The organism is Agrobacterium sp. CFBP 3001 (assembly GCF_027871605.1).
GTDB classification, from domain to species: Bacteria; Pseudomonadota; Alphaproteobacteria; order Rhizobiales; family Rhizobiaceae; genus Agrobacterium; species Agrobacterium leguminum.
The window spans coordinates 34881-49502 of the sequence record NZ_JAQAHD010000026.1 but is presented as its reverse complement, the minus strand read 5'-3'; the positions used below and the strand labels follow the sequence as shown (position 1 = coordinate 49502).

Below are 14622 nucleotides of genomic sequence, written 5' to 3'. Positions count from 1 at the left end.
AAAGAGAGCTTTCAGGACTTCGTCAGAAATTTCAGGGTCTACCCTTCGGTGAAAACCCCACGCGGGCGACGCCGCAGGAAGCGACGCCGCGCGCCATCAAAACAAGGACAACTCCATGCGATTTCCCTTTTCCCTGCCGTGGCTGCGCCCGGCGGATGGCAGAGCCGTGCCTGAAAGCCGGAAAATGGCCGATGGCTTCATGGCGGTTGCCGTGCAGGGCAGGCAGGCCTTCTGGTCGGGCCGGTCCTATGCCGCACTTGCCCGCGAGGGCTTCATGAAAAACCCGGTCGCGCACCGGGCCGCCCGCATGGTGGCGGAGACCTCGGCTTCCGTCAGCTGGCTGCTTTATGATGGCGAAGAGGAACTCGCCGATCATCCGCTCCTGGCGCTGCTTTTAAAACCGGGCGCCCATATGGGCGGGCCGGATTTCTTCGAGGCGCTTTATGGTCACCTCATGCTCGCCGGAAATGCCTATATCGAGCCGCTGATGGTGGGCGGGCGGCTGCGCGAGCTGCATCTCCTGCGGCCCGACCGGGTCAGCATCGTCGAGGGGCCGGATGGCTGGCCGGTGGCCTATGATTACCGCGCCGAGGGCCGCGCCTCCCGGCGCATCGCCGCCGAGCGCGACGGGCTGGGGCTTTTGCATCTGAAACTTTTCCATCCGCTGGATGACCGGGCGGGTTTTGCGCCGCTCGCCTCCGCAGGGGCCGCGCTCGATCTGCACAATGCCGCAAGCCAGTGGAACAAGCGCCTGCTCGACAATTCCGCCCGGCCATCCGGCGCGCTGGTCTACCAGCCGAAGGAGGGCGGCAATCTCTCCACCGAACAATATGAGCGGCTGAAGCGTGAGCTGGAGGAAGGCTATCAGGGGGCGATGAATGCCGGCCGGCCGCTGGTTCTGGAAGGCGGGCTCGACTGGAAGGCCATGGGTCTTTCGCCGCGCGACATGGATTTTCTCGAGGCCCGCAATGGGGCGGCGCGCGATATCGCGCTTTCGCTCGGCGTGCCGCCGATGCTGATCGGCATTCCCGGCGACAACACCTATGCCAATTACCAGGAGGCGAACCGCGCCTTTTATCGTCTCACCGTCCTGCCGCTCGTTTATCGCACGGCGGCGAGGCTCTGCGGCTGGCTTTCTCCGGTCTTCGGCTCTGGCCTGAGGCTCGAACCTGATCTCGACAGGATTGCCGGGCTTGCCGGCGAGCGGGATGCGCTCTGGGCACGCATCGGCGCGGCCTCGTTCCTGAGCGACGAGGAAAAGCGCGAAGCCGTCGGTTACTGATCGCCGCCCGGGCGGGATCGAAACCCCGGTTTCCTGTTCAATCATTTTCTGAAGAAGCGGAATCTCCCTGTGAGGTCTTCCGTCCAAGCGATTCCGAAGATTCGCAAAATCACCCGGCGCAGGCGCGCAAAAAGCGCCTGCGTGCGACGCGGCGCGTCCGCCCGATAACCACATCCTAGAACGGAATGATTACCCATGTCTGAATTCGCCAATGAGGCCGGCATCTGGGCCGCCCGCATCACCGGCGCCGTGGCGGGCGCGGGTGTGTCGCTCGTTTATCTCCTGCCGAAAAGCAGACGCGAGGCCGCGAGCCGTTTCATCACCGGCGTTTCCTGCGGCATGATCTTCGGCGGGCCTATTGGCCTGTGGATCGTGCAGCAGCTCGATATCGCCGGCGCGCTTTCGGGCCGGGAAATCATGGTGGCGGGTTCCGCCGCCGCCAGCATGGGCGCGTGGTGGGGGCTGGGCGTGCTGGTGCGCATCGCCGACCGTTACGGTGCGCGCCCGCGCGCCTGACACTTCCTTCACATCGCAGGAGTTTTCCATGCACGTTTATCGCGGGCCGCGTCCCGCCACGCGCAAATTCGCCAATCTGGAACTGCGCGGCATTACCAGCGATGGCACCTTTTCCGGTTATGCCAGCGTCTTCGGCGAGGTCGATCTCGGTCAGGATGTCATCGAGCGCGGCGCTTTCCGCCGCTCCATCGAAGAGCGTGGCGCACCCGGCATCCGCATGCTCTACCAGCACGATCCGGCCGAGCCCATCGGCGCCTGGCGCACCATCCGCGAGGACGAGCGCGGCCTTTATGTCGAGGGCGTTCTCGCCCCCGGCGTCGCCCGCTCCCGCGAGGTGCATTCGCTGATGAAGACCGGGGCGCTGGACGGGCTGTCCATCGGCTTTCGCACCGTCCGTTCCGGCAAGGCGGCGAGCCACGGCGTCCGGCGCATCCTGGAAGCCGACCTCTGGGAAATCTCGGTCGTGACCTTCCCGATGCTGCCCTCGGCGCGCGTTTCCGACGTCAAGCATGCCCGCTTCTTCCGCGACCGCGAGACCGAGCTGGTGCGCACCATGCGCCGGGCCGCCCGCGCGCTGTTCGACACGACATCCAAACGCTGACTTCCGGACAATCACCAACAAGGAAACGACATGACAGACCAGATGACGAAACCGGCCCCGATGACCGTCGCGCCGCAGGTGAAGGCCGTGCCCGATACGATGACGGCCGCCTTCGACGAATTCATGGAGGCCTTCGAGGCCTTTCGCGAGACCAACGACCAGCGGCTTGCCGATATCGAGCGCAAGATGGGCTCTGATGTCGTGACCCGCGACAAGCTCGACCGAATCGACAGGGCGCTCGACGACAACCGCCGGATCATGGACGATCTGGCGCTCAAGAAAGCGCGTCCCGCGCTTGGCCGCAAGGATGCGCTTTCCCACGATACCGAAGAGCACAAGGCCGCTTTCGAGGCCTATATCCGTCGCGGCGAGGAGGGCGCGTTGCGCGATCTGGAGGCCAAGGCCTTTGCCGGTTCAACCGGGGCCGATGGCGGTTTTCTGCTGCCGAACGAAACCGATGGCGAGATCGGCCGGCGCATGACGGCGATTTCGCCGATCCGTGCGCTGGCGACCGTCCGGCAGGTTTCCGCCGCCGTGCTGAAGAAACCCTTCTCGCCCGGCGGCATGACGACCGGCTGGGTTTCCGAAACGGCGGCGCGTCCGCAAACGGCAACGCCGCAGCTTGCCGAGCTTTCCTTCCCGACCATGGAGCTTTACGCCATGCCGGCGGCCACACAGGGCCTGCTGGATGATGCGGCAGTCGATATCGAAGCCTGGATCGCCTCCGAAGTGGATATCGCTTTTGCCGAACAGGAGGCCGCCGCCTTCATCGCCGGCGATGGCGCGAGTAAGCCCAAGGGTTTCCTTTCCTATACCGCCGTCGCCAATGATGGCTGGAACTGGGGCAATATCGGTTATGTCGCGACCGGCGTTTCGGCCGGTTTCGCCTCGGCCGGGCCGATGGATGTGCTGCTCGATGCCGTTTATGCGCTGAAGGCCGGCCACCGCCAGAACGGAACCTTCCTGATGAACCGCAAGACGCAAGGGGCGTTGCGCCGCTTCAAGGATACCAGCGGCGCCTATCTGTGGCATCCGCCCGCCGCTGCCGGCCAGCCGGCCTCGCTGATGGGCTTTCCGGTGACGGAAGCGGAAGACATGCCGAATGTGGCGGCCAACAGCTTCGCCATCGCTTTTGGCGATTTCCGCGCCGGCTACCTCGTCGTCGACCGTACCGGGGTGCGCATCCTGCGCGATCCCTATTCGGCCAAACCCTATGTGCTGTTCTACACTACTAAACGCGTGGGCGGCGGCGTGCAGAATTTCGAGGCGATCAAGCTGGTGAAATTCGGGGTGAATTGACCGCCCTTTCTTCTCCCCGCCGGGGAGAAGATGCCCCGAAGGGGCAGATGGAGGGGGCAAGCTCTCCGAACATATCCACCCTTGCCCCCTCATCCCGCTGCCGCGGACCTCTCCCCCTCGGGGAGAAGAAACAAGCGGTGCCCGCTCGCTAATGCGACTACCTTTCGTCCGGAGATCCCATGACCTATGCCCTCATTCATCCGCCGCAGGCGGAGCCGTTGACGCTTGCCGAGGTGAAGGCGCATCTGCGTCTCGATAGCGGCGATGAGGATGCGCTTCTTGCCGCGCTCATCCGCACCGCCCGCGAGCATCTGGAACGTACGACCGGACTTTGCCTCATCCGCCAGACCTGGCGGCTTTATCTCGACCGGTGGCCTGAGAACGGCGTGATTCCGATTGGCAGGACACCGGTGCAAGCCATCGAAACTATACTGGTTTTTGACGGTGAGGGTCGCTCGGTGGATATCACCGCCATGGAAAAATTGCTCGATGGCGCGGCGCGGCCGGCAAGGCTGTGGCTGCGCGATCCGCCGGCCCCCGGAAAAGCGATGAACGGCATCGAGATCGATTTCATTGCCGGCTATGGCGAAGCGGGAACGGATGTGCCCGACACGCTGAAACGCGCCATGCTGATGCATGTGGCGCAGATGTTCGCCTTTCGCGGCGCGGTCGCCGCGGAAAACCAGCCCGCCGCCATTCCCGCCGGTTACGAGCGGCTGGTGGCGCCTTTCTGCCGTCTGGGGCTTTGAGGGATGAACCTTGTTTTTCTCGATCCCGGCAGGTTGACGGCGCGGCTGGAACTGGACGTGCGGACCGAAACGCCGGACGGGCAGGGCGGTGCTGCGGAAAGCTGGAATTTCCTGCGGTCGCTCTGGGCTGCGATCGAACCCGTTTCGGAGGCATCGCATGAACGGGCCTCGGCCGAAGGCGTGACGATCACCCATCGCGTCTGGCTGGCTTACCGCGCCGACATCGCCGCCGGCATGCGCTTTCGCAAGGGCCGCCGCATTCTGGCGATCCGGGCGGTGATGGACCCGGATGAGACGCGTCGCTTCATCGTGTGCCGCTGCGAGGAGGAAAGCCGATGAGCGCTGCCAACGCATTTCTTCAGGCGATTTTCGCAAGGCTCGGCAGCGATGCAGCGCTGACAGCGCTTGTCCCCGGCGGCATCGTCGACCGGCTTCTGCCGCGCGCGCTTCTGCCGTGCATCGTTATCGACGATCTCGAAAGCCGGGACTATTCGACGGCGACGGAAAGAGCCGAGGAGCATTTTCTGTCGCTGCAGATATGGAGCGATGCCAATGGCCGCAGGGGTGCCGGCGAAATCGTCGAACGGGTGAAGATCCTGCTCGATGATGCGGCGCTGCCGATTGCCGGCGTTTCTCTCGTCAATCTGCATCTTCTCTCCAGCCGCTCGCGGCGCGAGGCGAAGACACGGAATTTCATCGCGGAGATGCGCTTCAGGGCGGTGACGGAGTAGCGCCGTTTCAGGAACCCTGCCTGCGCACGGTTTTCCACAGAACGATCAGCAGCAGAAACGAAATGCCGATTAGCACGGAGGCGATGGTGAGCATGGCGGATACGCTGCCGCGATCCAGCGCCACGGTGAAGATGACCGGCGCCCCGGCAATGGCGAGGTTCTGCGGCAGGGAGATGCGCGCGGCCTGAAGCCCATATTCTTCCGGCGAAAATACCGCGAGCGGCAACACGGCCCGGCTGACGGTGAGCACGCCGGCGCCAAAGCCGAAGAAAACGATGAAACCGATGAAGGCGGGCATGGCCGGGGCAAAAATGAGCAGGAGCAGCAGGGAAAAGAGCAGCAGACAGAAGCCGATCATGGCGGTTAGGAAGGGGTTTCCGTGCTTCCCGAGCAGGAAATCCAGCCCGCGCGCCGTAATCGCAAGGACGCTGCGTGCCGATGCCAGTTGCACCGCAAGCGATTGCGTTGCGCCGGCCTGAACCAGAAGCAGCGGCAGGAGCGGTGACAGGCCGAAGGTCGTAAACGCGCTGATCGTCGTCATGGCGGCCAGCAGCACGAAGGCGCGCCGCGTATCGACCGGTGAGGGCGACATGGCCGTCTCTTCTTTCGGCTTTGCCTCTTTTCGGGCCGGCCGGCCGGGAAGCACGAAAAGATAGAGCGGCAGCAGGATGAAGATTTGCAGACAGGCATAGGCGGCAAGCGTCCCGCGCCAGCCGAGATGCTGATCGGCAAGCGTCGTGACCGGCAGGAAAACCGCCGCCGAAAGCCCGGTGAACAGCATCAGCAGCGTCAGCAGCCGGCCGCTTTCCGCGCCCACGCGTTCCACCACGGCCGCATGGGCCGCCGTCGTCAGGCCGCAGGTGGCGGCAAAACCCATCACGGCCCAGCCGAAGAGATAGCTCACCGCCCCGCCCGCAAAGGCGAGCACGGCAAAGCCGGCCGCGAAGAATACCGAACCGGCCGCCAGCACCGGCGCCGCGCCGTGGCGCATCAGCATTCGTCCAAGCAATGGGCCGCACAGGGCGCTGATGGTCATCATGATCGTGAGGCCGGCGAAAACCACGCCGTTGGTGATGGCCAGTTCCTTACCGATCCGTGGCCCGAGGACGGCCAGCATATCGAAACCGCTACCCCAGCTCACGATCTGCCCGACCGCAAGCACGCCGATAAGGCGCGCGCGAGACGTCATGGGGGCAGCGTCGGACATGGTGAGATCGCGGGGTGCGAGGTGCAGGAACGCTTTTGGTAGCAGGCCCGTCGCAGCCCCGCAACATCAATCGAGACGAAAGGAAACAACATGGTGGCGCAGAAGGGCAAGGACCTGCTGCTGAAGATCGACAATGCCGGTTCCTATGCAACCGTCGCGGGGCTGAGGACAAAGCGGCTGGCCTTCAATGCCCAGGCGGTCGACGTGACGGATGCCGAAAGCGCGGGGCGCTGGCGGGAGCTTCTTGCCGGCGCCGGTGTGCAACGGGCGTCGCTCACGGCCTCCGGCATCTTCAAGGATCAGGCAAGCGATGCGCTGGTGCGCGGCGCATTTTTTGCGGGCAGCATTTCCGGCTGGCAGATCGTCATTCCCGGTTTCGGCATCGTTACCGGGCCGTTCCAGATCGTGGCGCTCGAATATTCCGGCCGTCACGATGGCGAGGTGCAATTCGAGATCGCGCTGGAATCGGCCGGTCTTCTCGCATTCGGAGAGCTGTGATGGCTGAGCGTTTGCGTTACGGGCGGGCGAACCGCCATCGCGGCGAGATCGAAGCGCTGATCGACAGCGAAAGGCGCGTTCTCTGCCTGACGCTCGGGGCCTTGGCCGAACTCGAAACCGCCTTTGCAGCCGACGACCTCACCGCGCTCGCCGAACGTTTCGCGAGCGGCCGCATGAAGGCGGTCGACATGATAAGGGTGATCGGCGCGGGCCTGCGCGGTGCGGGCAATGTCTTTTCCGACGAGGATGTGGCCGCCGCCACGGTGGAAGGCGGCATTGCCGGCCATGCCGCCATCGTCGCCGATCTTCTGACCGCCACCTTCGGCGGCCTGAAAGGCGAGACGCCAACGGACCCTTGAGCGCCGCAGCAGGCGAGGCGACGCCGCGCCCGTTCCCCTGGGAGGCGGCGATCCATGCCGGCTTCTGCCTGCTGCGGCTCTCCTCCGAAACCTTCTGGCGGCTGACCCCGCGGGAATTCTTCGCGATGACGGGCGGCAACGCCGTTCTCCGCGGCCCCGACCGTCAGGCGATGGAGGCGATGATGCGGCGGTTTCCCGATGGGTGACGGCGTCAGGGCATTTTTCGTGGGCGGCCGCCCTTGGCACCGTTCGCGCGACTGGCTGCTGCCTTGGCCGGAGAGCGGGATTGCCCGCCCTTGCGCTGCGTTTCCATGAATGTGCGGCTGCCGAAAATACCGTTCATCAGGCCGCTGATCGTATAATCGACATCGAGGGTTTCCCAATGCAGACCCGTCTCGCCGAGCAGTTCGACATCCGCAAGCTGTTCGGCGGTCGCGTCCTGCAAGCCTTCGAGCGCCCGCGCGGGAAACATGAAGCAGGCGCCGTTGGCGAAATCGACGATGACACGGGCCGAGGCCGTTTCGAAACGCACGGAAACCGGAATAGGGCGCTCGGCGCGCTCTTTTTGCCAGCGTTCCTTGGCGGCGGCGAGTTCGGCATCGCTGACCTCAACCATGATATCGTCTCCAGGTTTCCATAAACAGCTTCCGGTTTTCCTCGATGACGGCGACGGCGCGCCGCACATCCCGGTCCGACATGCCGCCCTGCGTGAGAACGACGAGGCTGACGATGTCGATACGGGCTTCACCCTCTCCATAAACATGAGCATGCGGCGGCTCGTGATCGGCCGTGTAGATGACAAAACGCATGCCATGCTGGCGGAGAACCGTGACCATGAGAACCATAACCCAAGAAGTTGGGTTTTAAAAGAGTGTGGGTTGAATCAGCGGTTTTGAGAGCTGTTTCAGCACCATGCATTCCCCAGTTGAATCAGAAAGGCAAGCGCGATGGCGGGCGAAGGATCAATGGCCGAGAACCGGGAAGAGGCGGAGGCGCTGTCCGAGGTGATGGGCGATCTTGAGCGCCGGTCCGAGCGGTTCGGGGCGGCCCTGACCTCGGCCCTGCAGGCGGCGACGGCGGGTGGCAAAGGGCTGGACGATGTGTTGCGCGGGTTGGGGCAGCGGCTGTCCGGCATCGCACTCTCGGCCGGTCTGAAACCGCTTGAGGGCATGATCGGCAATGCCGTCAGCGGGCTGTTGAACGGCGGCGGTTCGCTGTTTGCCTTTGCCGATGGCGGTGTGCCGGGACGCAGCATCACGCCCTTTGCCGATGGCGGCGTCGTTTCCAGCCCCGCCTTTTTTCCGATGGGCGGCGGGCTTGGCCTGATGGGCGAGGCGGGGGCGGAAGCGGTCCTGCCGCTGAAGCGCGGTTCGGATGGCGCTCTCGGCGTTGCTGCACCGTCCGGCGGTGGCGGGGCGCAGATCGTCTTTAACGTGACGGCGACGGACGCTGCGAGCTTTCGGAAAAGCGAAGGCCAGATCGCGGCCATGCTGGCGCGCAGCGTCGGGCGCGGCCAGCGCGGATTGTGACGCACGCGCGTCCTCCCACGTTTCAAGACCATCGAAAAGAATCCAGGAACAATGACATGGCGGCATTTCATGAAGTGCGGTTTCCGCTGCGGCTCGCACTCGGGGTGAGCGGCGGGCCGGTGCGGCGGACGGACATCGTCAACCTGTCCAATGGCCGCGAAAGCCGCAATCAGCGTTGGAGGAACGCCAGACGCAGTTATGACGCCGGATCCGGTATCCGCTCCGTCGCCGATCTTTATGAGGTGCTCGCCTTTTTCGAGGCGCGACGCGGCGAACTTTACGGCTTTCGTTTTCGCGACCCGGTGGATTTCAAATCCTGCCCGCCGGGAGAGACGCCCGCCGCGACCGATCAGAGGATCGGCACCGGCGACGGCGTGACAGCGGGTTTTCAGTTGTGGAAGACCTATGCCGATGCCGGCGGCTCCTTCGTGCGGCGGATCGAGAAACCGGCCGAAGGCTCGGTCATGGTTTCGGTCGAAGGGGTAAGGGTCGAAGCGGCTGATGTGGCGGTCGATCATGTAACCGGAATGATCGTGTTCCGGGCGGGGCGGGTGCCGCCCGCCGGCGCCGCGATCCGCGCCGGTTTCGAATTCGACGTGCCGGTCCGTTTCGGGATCGACCGTATCGACGTGAACCTGACCGCTTTCGAGGCGGGCCGCATTCCCTCCATTCCACTGATGGAAATCCTGCCATGAAAACCATTCCCGCCGCCCTTGCCGGGCATCTCGGGCAAGATGCGACGACTACATGCCATTGCTGGAAGGTGACGCTGAAGGACGGTGCGGTGATCGGTTTTACCGATCATGACGAGGCGATATCGTTTGCCGGCACCTCCTACCTTGCCGCCAGCGGCTTTTCGGCCAGCGATAGTGACGGCGAAACGGGACTGGGCGCCGGCGCTGGGGAGGTGGCGGGCGGTTTTTCGAGCGAGGCGATTGCGGAGGGCGATCTGGCCGCCGGGCGTTTCGATGGGGCGAGGGTGGAGCTTTTCCTCGTCAACTGGCAGGCGCCTGACCAGCATGTGCTGCTGAACAGGCGCGAGATTGGCGAGGTGACGCGGGCCGGCGGCGCTTTTCGCGCCGAGCTGCGCAGTCTTGCCCATCGCCTCGGCCAGCCACAGGGCCGGGTCTATGGGCGGCGCTGCGACGCCGCCCTTGGCGACAGGCGTTGCGGTGTCGATCTGGCCCGCTTTACCGGGCATGGCAGCGTCGCGGCGGTGGATGCCTCTGGCGGACTGCTCGTTTCCGGGCTCGATGCCTTTGCCGATGGTTTTTTCAGCCGGGGAAAGCTGCGTTTTCTGACCGGCCCGCTCGCCGGCAAGGGGTTCGATCTCGACGGGCAGGAGCGGCGTGACGGCGGGGTGCTTCTGTCCTTCTGGCTGCTGCCGGAACAGCCGCCTTTGCCGGGAGATACGTTCTCCGTCACCGCCGGCTGCGACAAGAGTTTTTCCACCTGCCGGGCAAAATTCAGCAATCATCTGAATTTCCGGGGCTTTCCGCATCTGCCGGGGGCGGATTTTGCCTATTCCTATGCGGCGGGCGGCGAGAGCCACGACGGCGGGGCGCTGTTTTCATGAGCGATCCCGGCGAAAGAGTGCTGGCGCTCGCCGAAGGCTGGATCGGCACGCCCTATCGGCATCAGGCCTCGTTGAAGGGTGTCGGCTGCGATTGCCTCGGCCTCATTCGCGGCATCTGGCGGGACCTTTACGGCCACGAACCGGAATTGCCGCCGCCCTATGCGCCCGATTGGGCCGAACGCGGCGGCGAGGACCGGCTGATGGCGGCGGCAAAACGCCATTTTCCGGCGGTGGCGAGCCTGGAAGAGGCAAGGCCGGGAGACCTGCTGCTGTTCCGCTGGCGGGCCGATGCGGCGGCCAAGCATCTGGGCATTCTCGCCGGTCCGCAGCATTTCATCCACGCCTATGAACAGGCGGCGGTGATGCGTTCGGCGCTCGTGCCGGGCTGGCGGCGGCGCATTGCCGGCGTCTTCCGTTTTCCCGATCCCTGAATTTTTCGAGGCAAGCATGGCGACAATCGTTTTTCAGGCGGCGGGCGCGGCACTCGGCGGCATTTTCGGTCCTTTGGGCGCGGTAATCGGCCGGGCGGCCGGGGCGCTGGCGGGGAATGCCATCGACCGCACGCTGCTTTCGAACGGGCGGACGGTAACGGGCGCGCGGCTCTCGACCGCGCGCATTCCCGGCGCGGATGAGGGCGCGGCGATCAACCGGCTTTACGGGGCAGCGCGGATCGGCGGCACGCTGATCTGGGCGACGCGTTTCGAAGAAAGCGTGGAGGTGCAGCGGCGTGGCGGCAAGGGCAATCGCGGTCCGAAAGTGGAGACCTTTCGGTATTTCGCCAACGTCGCCATCGGCCTGTGCGAAGGCGAGGCGGCAAGGGTGCGGCGCGTCTGGGCCGATGGGCGGGAGGTGGACCTGAGTGCCGTGGAGATGCGCTTTTATCCCGGCAGCGAGACGCAATTGCCCGACCCGCTGATCGAGGCGAAGCAGGGGGCGGGCAATGCGCCGGCCTTTCGCGGACTGGCCTATGTGGTGTTCGAACGCCTGCCGCTCGACGGCTTCGGCAACCGCATTCCGCTCATGCAGTTCGAAGTGGTGCGGCCGGTCGGCCGGCTGGAAAAATCCATCCGCGCCATCACCGTCATTCCGGGGGCAACGGAACATGGTTACGCCACCGCGCAGGTTTCCGAAAGAACGGGGATCGGCCAAAGCCGCATCATGAACCGCAACGGCCTGACCGCTTCGACCGACTGGGGGGCCGCGATCGACGAGTTGCTGGATCTGTGTCCCAATCTTGAGAGCGTGGCGCTGGTGGTGAGCTGGTTCGGCACGGATATGCGGGCGGGGGAATGCCGCATTCTGCCGGGCGTGGAAGTGGGCGGCCGGGATGGGGAAACCATGCCATGGTCCGTCGCCGGCCTTTCGCGCGATGAGGCGCATCCTGTCAGCCATCACGGCGGCGGCCCGGCCTATGGCGGCACGCCGAATGATGAAAGCGTGTTGCAGGCGATAGCCGATCTCAGGGCGCGCGGGCTTCGGGTGTGCCTTTATCCCTTCGTGATGATGGATGTTCCCATCGGCAATGGTCTGCCCGACCCCTACGGCAAAAGTGAACAGGACGCCTATGCCTGGCGCGGGCGCATCACCTGCTTTCCCGCACCCGGCAGGGCCGGCTCTGCGGATCGCACCGCGGGCGTAAGGGCGCAGGTTTCCGCCTTCTGCAACCGCGATGAAGGCTACCGCCGTATGGTGCTGCATTATGCGGCGCTGGCGGCCCGGGCTGGCGGGGTGGATGCTTTCCTGATCGGCTCGGAGCTGCGAGGGCTGACGGCGCTGAGAGACGAGAATGATGCCTTTCCCTTTGTCGAGGAACTGGTGCGGCTGGCGGGCGATGTGCGGGCGATATTGGGGCCGGCGGTGAAGCTGACCTATGCGGCGGACTGGAGCGAATATTTCGGTCACCAGCCGGCGGACGGTTCGGGCGACGTGTTCTTCCATCTCGATCCGCTCTGGGCGAGCCCGAATATCGACGCCATCGGCATCGACAATTACATGCCGCTTTCCGACTGGCGCGACGGGGATGCCGCAAACGGCAATCTTGACGGCATGACCGGCCCGGACGATGTGAGCGCCTTCCGCCGCGCGATCACGGCGGGAGAGGGGTTCGACTGGTATTATGCCAGCGATGCGGACCGCGCCGCGCGGCGGCGCACGCCGATTACCGACGGGTTGAAGGGCAAGCCGTGGGTGTTCCGTTACAAGGACTTGCGCAATTGGTGGGGAAACCTCCACTACGACCGGGTGCGGGGTGTGGAGAAAACCGCGCCCACGGCATGGGCGCCGCGCTCGAAGCCGGTCTGGTTCACCGAACTCGGTTGCCCGGCGGTGGACAAGAGCGCGACGCGCCCCAATGTCTTTCCCGATCCGAAATCGGCGGAAAACGCTTTTCCCTATTTTTCCCGCCGCAACCGCGCCGACAGCCAGCAGCGACGGTTTCTGGAGGCACATCTCGACCATTGGGGAAAGGGCGATGCGGCGATGGTCGATGCAAACCGGGTCTATCTGTGGACCTGGGATGCACGGCCCTTTCCGGCCTTTCCGCAGAATAGCGCGGCCTGGAGCGATGGGGCGAACTGGCGCACCGGCCACTGGCTGAACGGGAGGCTGGGCACGGCAACGCTCGCCGATGCCATCGCCGCCATCCTCACCGACCACGGCTTTTCAGACTTCGATGTTTCCGCCGTCAGCGGCGATCTGGGAGGTTATGTGCAGGGAGACGTGACCTCTGCCCGCAACCTCTTGGAGCCGCTGATGGCGGCGTTTCAGGTGGATGTGGCGGAAGATGGCGGAACCCTGCGCTTCCGCTCCCGCAATACGGCCGTCTTGCCGGTCCGGGATATTGCCGTGCTGGCCGATCTGGAAGACGAGCCGCTCTGGTCGGAAAATCGCGGCCATGACAGCGATTTCGCGGCTGAAGCCGTGCTGACCTCTTTCAACCCCACGCTGGATTACGAGCAGGCAAGTGTACGGTCCCGGCGCATCGACAATGCCGGCAGCCGGGTGATGCGGCTCGATCTTAACGCTGCCCTGCCTGCGGAAACGGCGGAGGCCGCCGTCGAGGCGTTGTTGCGCGACAACCGGCAGGCGCGGCGCAGCCTGCGCTTTGCTCTGCCGCCTTGCGATATCGCGCTTGAACCGGGTGATTGTATCCGCCTGCCGGAAGGGACCTTTCCGCAGGCGCCGGCAGGGCGGTTTCTGGTCAGCCGGATCGAGGACGGCGCGGTGCGGCAGGTGGAGGCGCGGGCCTTTTCCGCTGCCTTTCCGGTCTTTGCCGGCGGCGCGGAGGAACGGCGCAGCAGCGGCGCAAGCGGAGCCGAAGGTTTCGCGCCCGAGGTGCTGTTTCTCGATCTGCCCTACCATGACGGCACCGCGCCGGAGGATTCGGCGCGGATTGCGGCGCTTGCAAAGCCCTGGCGGCCAATCATCATTTCCGCGTCGCCGGGCAGGGAAGGTTACCGGCAGCGCGTGGTGCTGGACCGGCCGGCGATGATCGGCGCGCTGGCAATGCCGCTGACATCAGGTCCTTCCGGCCGCTTCGACCGGAAAAACACCGTTGTCGTCGATCTGCCCTTCGGCGAGGTATCGTCGGCCGGGGAGCTTTCGGTGCTGAACGGCGAGAACCGTCTCGCCATCAAGGCGGCGAACGGTGTGTGGGAGATCGTCGCTTTCGCAAAGGCCGAGGAAATCGCACCCGCACGCTGGCGGCTCTCCGCTCTTCTGCGGGGACTGGCCGGCACGGAAGACGCGCTCGCCGCAGGCGCGCCGAAAGGTGCGCCGGTGGTGGTGCTGGATGCGGCGGTGCAGCCGCTCGGTCTTGCCGCGAGCGAGCGCGGGCGACGCCTGAACTGGATCGCGGAAGCCGCCGGAATGGCGGGCGCGCCAAGCGGTCCTTTTGCCTTCGAGGGCGGCCTGCGGGCGCTGACACCGCTCGCGCCGGTGCATCTTGCTGCCGAGCGGCGCGGCGACGGCGTTTTCATCAGGTGGAAACGACGGGGCCGTGTGGAGGCCGACGGCTGGGATGCGAGCGACATTCCGCTGGACGAGCCCTTCGAGCTTTATCGCATCGAGGTGCTGGACGGCGAGACCGTGCGGCGCATGGCGGAGGTTTCGCAACCCTTCTGGTTTTACCCCGCCGCAGACGAACTCACAGATTTCCCGGCATTGCGGGATCACATTTCCGTGCGTGTCCGAATGCTCGGCCGCGCGGTGCCCTCGGGCGTGGTGGCTGAGGCCACCCTCCCGATCTGACATGTGCCTGAAAAACAACGCAAAGGA

General features: G+C 65.1%; 18 protein-coding genes. 15 read left to right on the top strand and 3 right to left on the bottom strand.

The genetic code is table 11. The features are described 5' to 3' along the window. The first annotated feature begins 115 nt into the window (after positions 1-115). From PH605_RS22635 to PH605_RS22605, 7 genes are all read left to right on the top strand, one after another. Positions 116-1282: a phage portal protein gene (locus PH605_RS22635; RefSeq protein ID WP_142846171.1), complete on the top strand. Its 1167-nt coding sequence runs from the start codon at positions 116-118 to the stop codon at positions 1280-1282. A 195-nt stretch (positions 1283-1477) separates the two neighbouring features. Further along, the gene (locus PH605_RS22630) at positions 1478-1798 is read left to right on the top strand and encodes a DUF6107 family protein (RefSeq protein WP_003521211.1); all 321 of its coding nucleotides are present in this window, start codon (positions 1478-1480) and stop codon (positions 1796-1798) included. A 28-nt stretch (positions 1799-1826) separates the two neighbouring features. After that, complete coding sequence (locus tag PH605_RS22625; RefSeq protein WP_142846173.1) at positions 1827-2399, top strand: HK97 family phage prohead protease; 573 nt, start codon at positions 1827-1829, stop codon at positions 2397-2399. A gap of 30 nt (positions 2400-2429) precedes the next feature. Then, positions 2430-3698 carry a phage major capsid protein gene (locus PH605_RS22620; RefSeq protein ID WP_142846175.1) on the top strand — a complete coding sequence of 423 codons (1269 nt, stop codon included), beginning with the start codon at positions 2430-2432 and terminating at the stop codon, positions 3696-3698. A gap of 179 nt (positions 3699-3877) precedes the next feature. Next, on the top strand, positions 3878-4447 hold the full coding sequence (locus PH605_RS22615; protein WP_142846183.1) for a head-tail connector protein: 570 nt from the start codon (positions 3878-3880) through the stop codon (positions 4445-4447). Between the two features lie 3 nt (positions 4448-4450). Further along, positions 4451-4786 (top strand): phage head closure protein, encoded by a 336-nt coding sequence (locus tag PH605_RS22610; RefSeq protein ID WP_142846185.1) that lies wholly within the window; start codon positions 4451-4453, stop codon positions 4784-4786. After that, complete coding sequence (locus PH605_RS22605; RefSeq protein WP_078054262.1) at positions 4783-5178, top strand: DUF3168 domain-containing protein; 396 nt, start codon at positions 4783-4785, stop codon at positions 5176-5178. Before PH605_RS22610 ends, PH605_RS22605 begins: the two co-directional genes overlap by 4 nt. Positions 5179-5185: 7 nt before the next feature. Here the strand turns inward: PH605_RS22605 and PH605_RS22600 are convergent, their stop codons facing one another. After that, a complete protein-coding gene (locus PH605_RS22600; protein WP_161987989.1) occupies positions 5186-6385 on the bottom strand; it encodes an MFS transporter in 1200 nt (399 codons plus the stop codon). Between the two features lie 90 nt (positions 6386-6475). Here PH605_RS22600 and PH605_RS22595 point away from each other — a divergent pair, with 90 nt between their 5' ends. The 3 genes from PH605_RS22595 to PH605_RS22585 are packed head-to-tail and all read left to right on the top strand — an operon-like array spanning position 6476 to position 7448. Continuing rightward, positions 6476-6883 (top strand): phage major tail protein, TP901-1 family, encoded by a 408-nt coding sequence (locus tag PH605_RS22595; RefSeq protein WP_142846187.1) that lies wholly within the window; start codon positions 6476-6478, stop codon positions 6881-6883. Continuing rightward, complete coding sequence (locus PH605_RS22590; protein ID WP_142846189.1) at positions 6883-7242, top strand: gene transfer agent family protein; 360 nt, start codon at positions 6883-6885, stop codon at positions 7240-7242. The genes PH605_RS22595 and PH605_RS22590 overlap by 1 nt, the downstream gene beginning before the upstream one ends. Next, the gene (locus tag PH605_RS22585; RefSeq protein WP_142846191.1) at positions 7239-7448 is read left to right on the top strand and encodes a rcc01693 family protein; all 210 of its coding nucleotides are present in this window, start codon (positions 7239-7241) and stop codon (positions 7446-7448) included. The genes PH605_RS22590 and PH605_RS22585 overlap by 4 nt, the downstream gene beginning before the upstream one ends. 5 nt (positions 7449-7453) lie before the next feature. Here PH605_RS22585 and PH605_RS22580 read toward each other — a convergent pair whose 3' ends face one another. After that, positions 7454-7858 (bottom strand): DUF2442 domain-containing protein, encoded by a 405-nt coding sequence (locus PH605_RS22580; RefSeq protein ID WP_065654181.1) that lies wholly within the window; start codon positions 7856-7858, stop codon positions 7454-7456. Beyond that, positions 7851-8078 carry a DUF4160 domain-containing protein gene (locus PH605_RS22575; protein ID WP_031233366.1) on the bottom strand — a complete coding sequence of 76 codons (228 nt, stop codon included), beginning with the start codon at positions 8076-8078 and terminating at the stop codon, positions 7851-7853. The genes PH605_RS22580 and PH605_RS22575 overlap by 8 nt, the downstream gene beginning before the upstream one ends. A 111-nt stretch (positions 8079-8189) precedes the next feature. Here PH605_RS22575 and PH605_RS22570 point away from each other — a divergent pair, with 111 nt between their 5' ends. The 5 genes from PH605_RS22570 to PH605_RS22550 are packed head-to-tail and all read left to right on the top strand — an operon-like array spanning position 8190 to position 14595. Further along, a complete protein-coding gene (locus tag PH605_RS22570; protein ID WP_142846193.1) occupies positions 8190-8771 on the top strand; it encodes a phage tail tape measure protein in 582 nt (193 codons plus the stop codon). 56 nt (positions 8772-8827) lie between these two features. Further along, on the top strand, positions 8828-9466 hold the full coding sequence (locus PH605_RS22565) for a TIGR02217 family protein (RefSeq protein WP_142846195.1): 639 nt from the start codon (positions 8828-8830) through the stop codon (positions 9464-9466). Further along, positions 9463-10347: a DUF2163 domain-containing protein gene (locus PH605_RS22560; protein ID WP_142846197.1), complete on the top strand. Its 885-nt coding sequence runs from the start codon at positions 9463-9465 to the stop codon at positions 10345-10347. Before PH605_RS22565 ends, PH605_RS22560 begins: the two co-directional genes overlap by 4 nt. After that, on the top strand, positions 10344-10778 hold the full coding sequence (locus tag PH605_RS22555) for a C40 family peptidase (protein WP_142846199.1): 435 nt from the start codon (positions 10344-10346) through the stop codon (positions 10776-10778). Before PH605_RS22560 ends, PH605_RS22555 begins: the two co-directional genes overlap by 4 nt. Positions 10779-10794: 16 nt before the next feature. After that, a complete protein-coding gene (locus PH605_RS22550) occupies positions 10795-14595 on the top strand; it encodes a baseplate multidomain protein megatron (protein ID WP_142846201.1) in 3801 nt (1266 codons plus the stop codon). The last annotated feature ends 27 nt before the right edge of the window (positions 14596-14622 follow it).

Excerpts from the sequence above, each read along its gene's own strand:
- PH605_RS22570 (WP_142846193.1), top strand. The coding sequence starts at position 8,190 with ATGGCGGGCGAAGGATCAATGGCCGAGAACCGGGAAGAGGCGGAGGCG.
- PH605_RS22565 (WP_142846195.1), top strand. The coding sequence starts at position 8,828 with ATGGCGGCATTTCATGAAGTGCGGTTTCCGCTGCGGCTCGCACTCGGG.
- PH605_RS22560 (WP_142846197.1), top strand. The coding sequence starts at position 9,463 with ATGAAAACCATTCCCGCCGCCCTTGCCGGGCATCTCGGGCAAGATGCG.
- PH605_RS22635 (WP_142846171.1), top strand. The coding sequence starts at position 116 with ATGCGATTTCCCTTTTCCCTGCCGTGGCTGCGCCCGGCGGATGGCAGA.
- PH605_RS22620 (WP_142846175.1), top strand. The coding sequence starts at position 2,430 with ATGACAGACCAGATGACGAAACCGGCCCCGATGACCGTCGCGCCGCAG.
- PH605_RS22630 (WP_003521211.1), top strand. The coding sequence starts at position 1,478 with ATGTCTGAATTCGCCAATGAGGCCGGCATCTGGGCCGCCCGCATCACC.
- PH605_RS22575 (WP_031233366.1), bottom strand. The coding sequence starts at position 8,078 with ATGGTCACGGTTCTCCGCCAGCATGGCATGCGTTTTGTCATCTACACG.
- PH605_RS22580 (WP_065654181.1), bottom strand. The coding sequence starts at position 7,858 with ATGGTTGAGGTCAGCGATGCCGAACTCGCCGCCGCCAAGGAACGCTGG.
- PH605_RS22605 (WP_078054262.1), top strand. The coding sequence starts at position 4,783 with ATGAGCGCTGCCAACGCATTTCTTCAGGCGATTTTCGCAAGGCTCGGC.
- PH605_RS22625 (WP_142846173.1), top strand. The coding sequence starts at position 1,827 with ATGCACGTTTATCGCGGGCCGCGTCCCGCCACGCGCAAATTCGCCAAT.
- PH605_RS22610 (WP_142846185.1), top strand. The coding sequence starts at position 4,451 with ATGAACCTTGTTTTTCTCGATCCCGGCAGGTTGACGGCGCGGCTGGAA.
- PH605_RS22615 (WP_142846183.1), top strand. The coding sequence starts at position 3,878 with ATGACCTATGCCCTCATTCATCCGCCGCAGGCGGAGCCGTTGACGCTT.
- PH605_RS22590 (WP_142846189.1), top strand. The coding sequence starts at position 6,883 with ATGGCTGAGCGTTTGCGTTACGGGCGGGCGAACCGCCATCGCGGCGAG.
- PH605_RS22550 (WP_142846201.1), top strand. The coding sequence starts at position 10,795 with ATGGCGACAATCGTTTTTCAGGCGGCGGGCGCGGCACTCGGCGGCATT.
- PH605_RS22595 (WP_142846187.1), top strand. The coding sequence starts at position 6,476 with ATGGTGGCGCAGAAGGGCAAGGACCTGCTGCTGAAGATCGACAATGCC.
- PH605_RS22555 (WP_142846199.1), top strand. The coding sequence starts at position 10,344 with ATGAGCGATCCCGGCGAAAGAGTGCTGGCGCTCGCCGAAGGCTGGATC.
- PH605_RS22600 (WP_161987989.1), bottom strand. The coding sequence starts at position 6,385 with ATGTCCGACGCTGCCCCCATGACGTCTCGCGCGCGCCTTATCGGCGTG.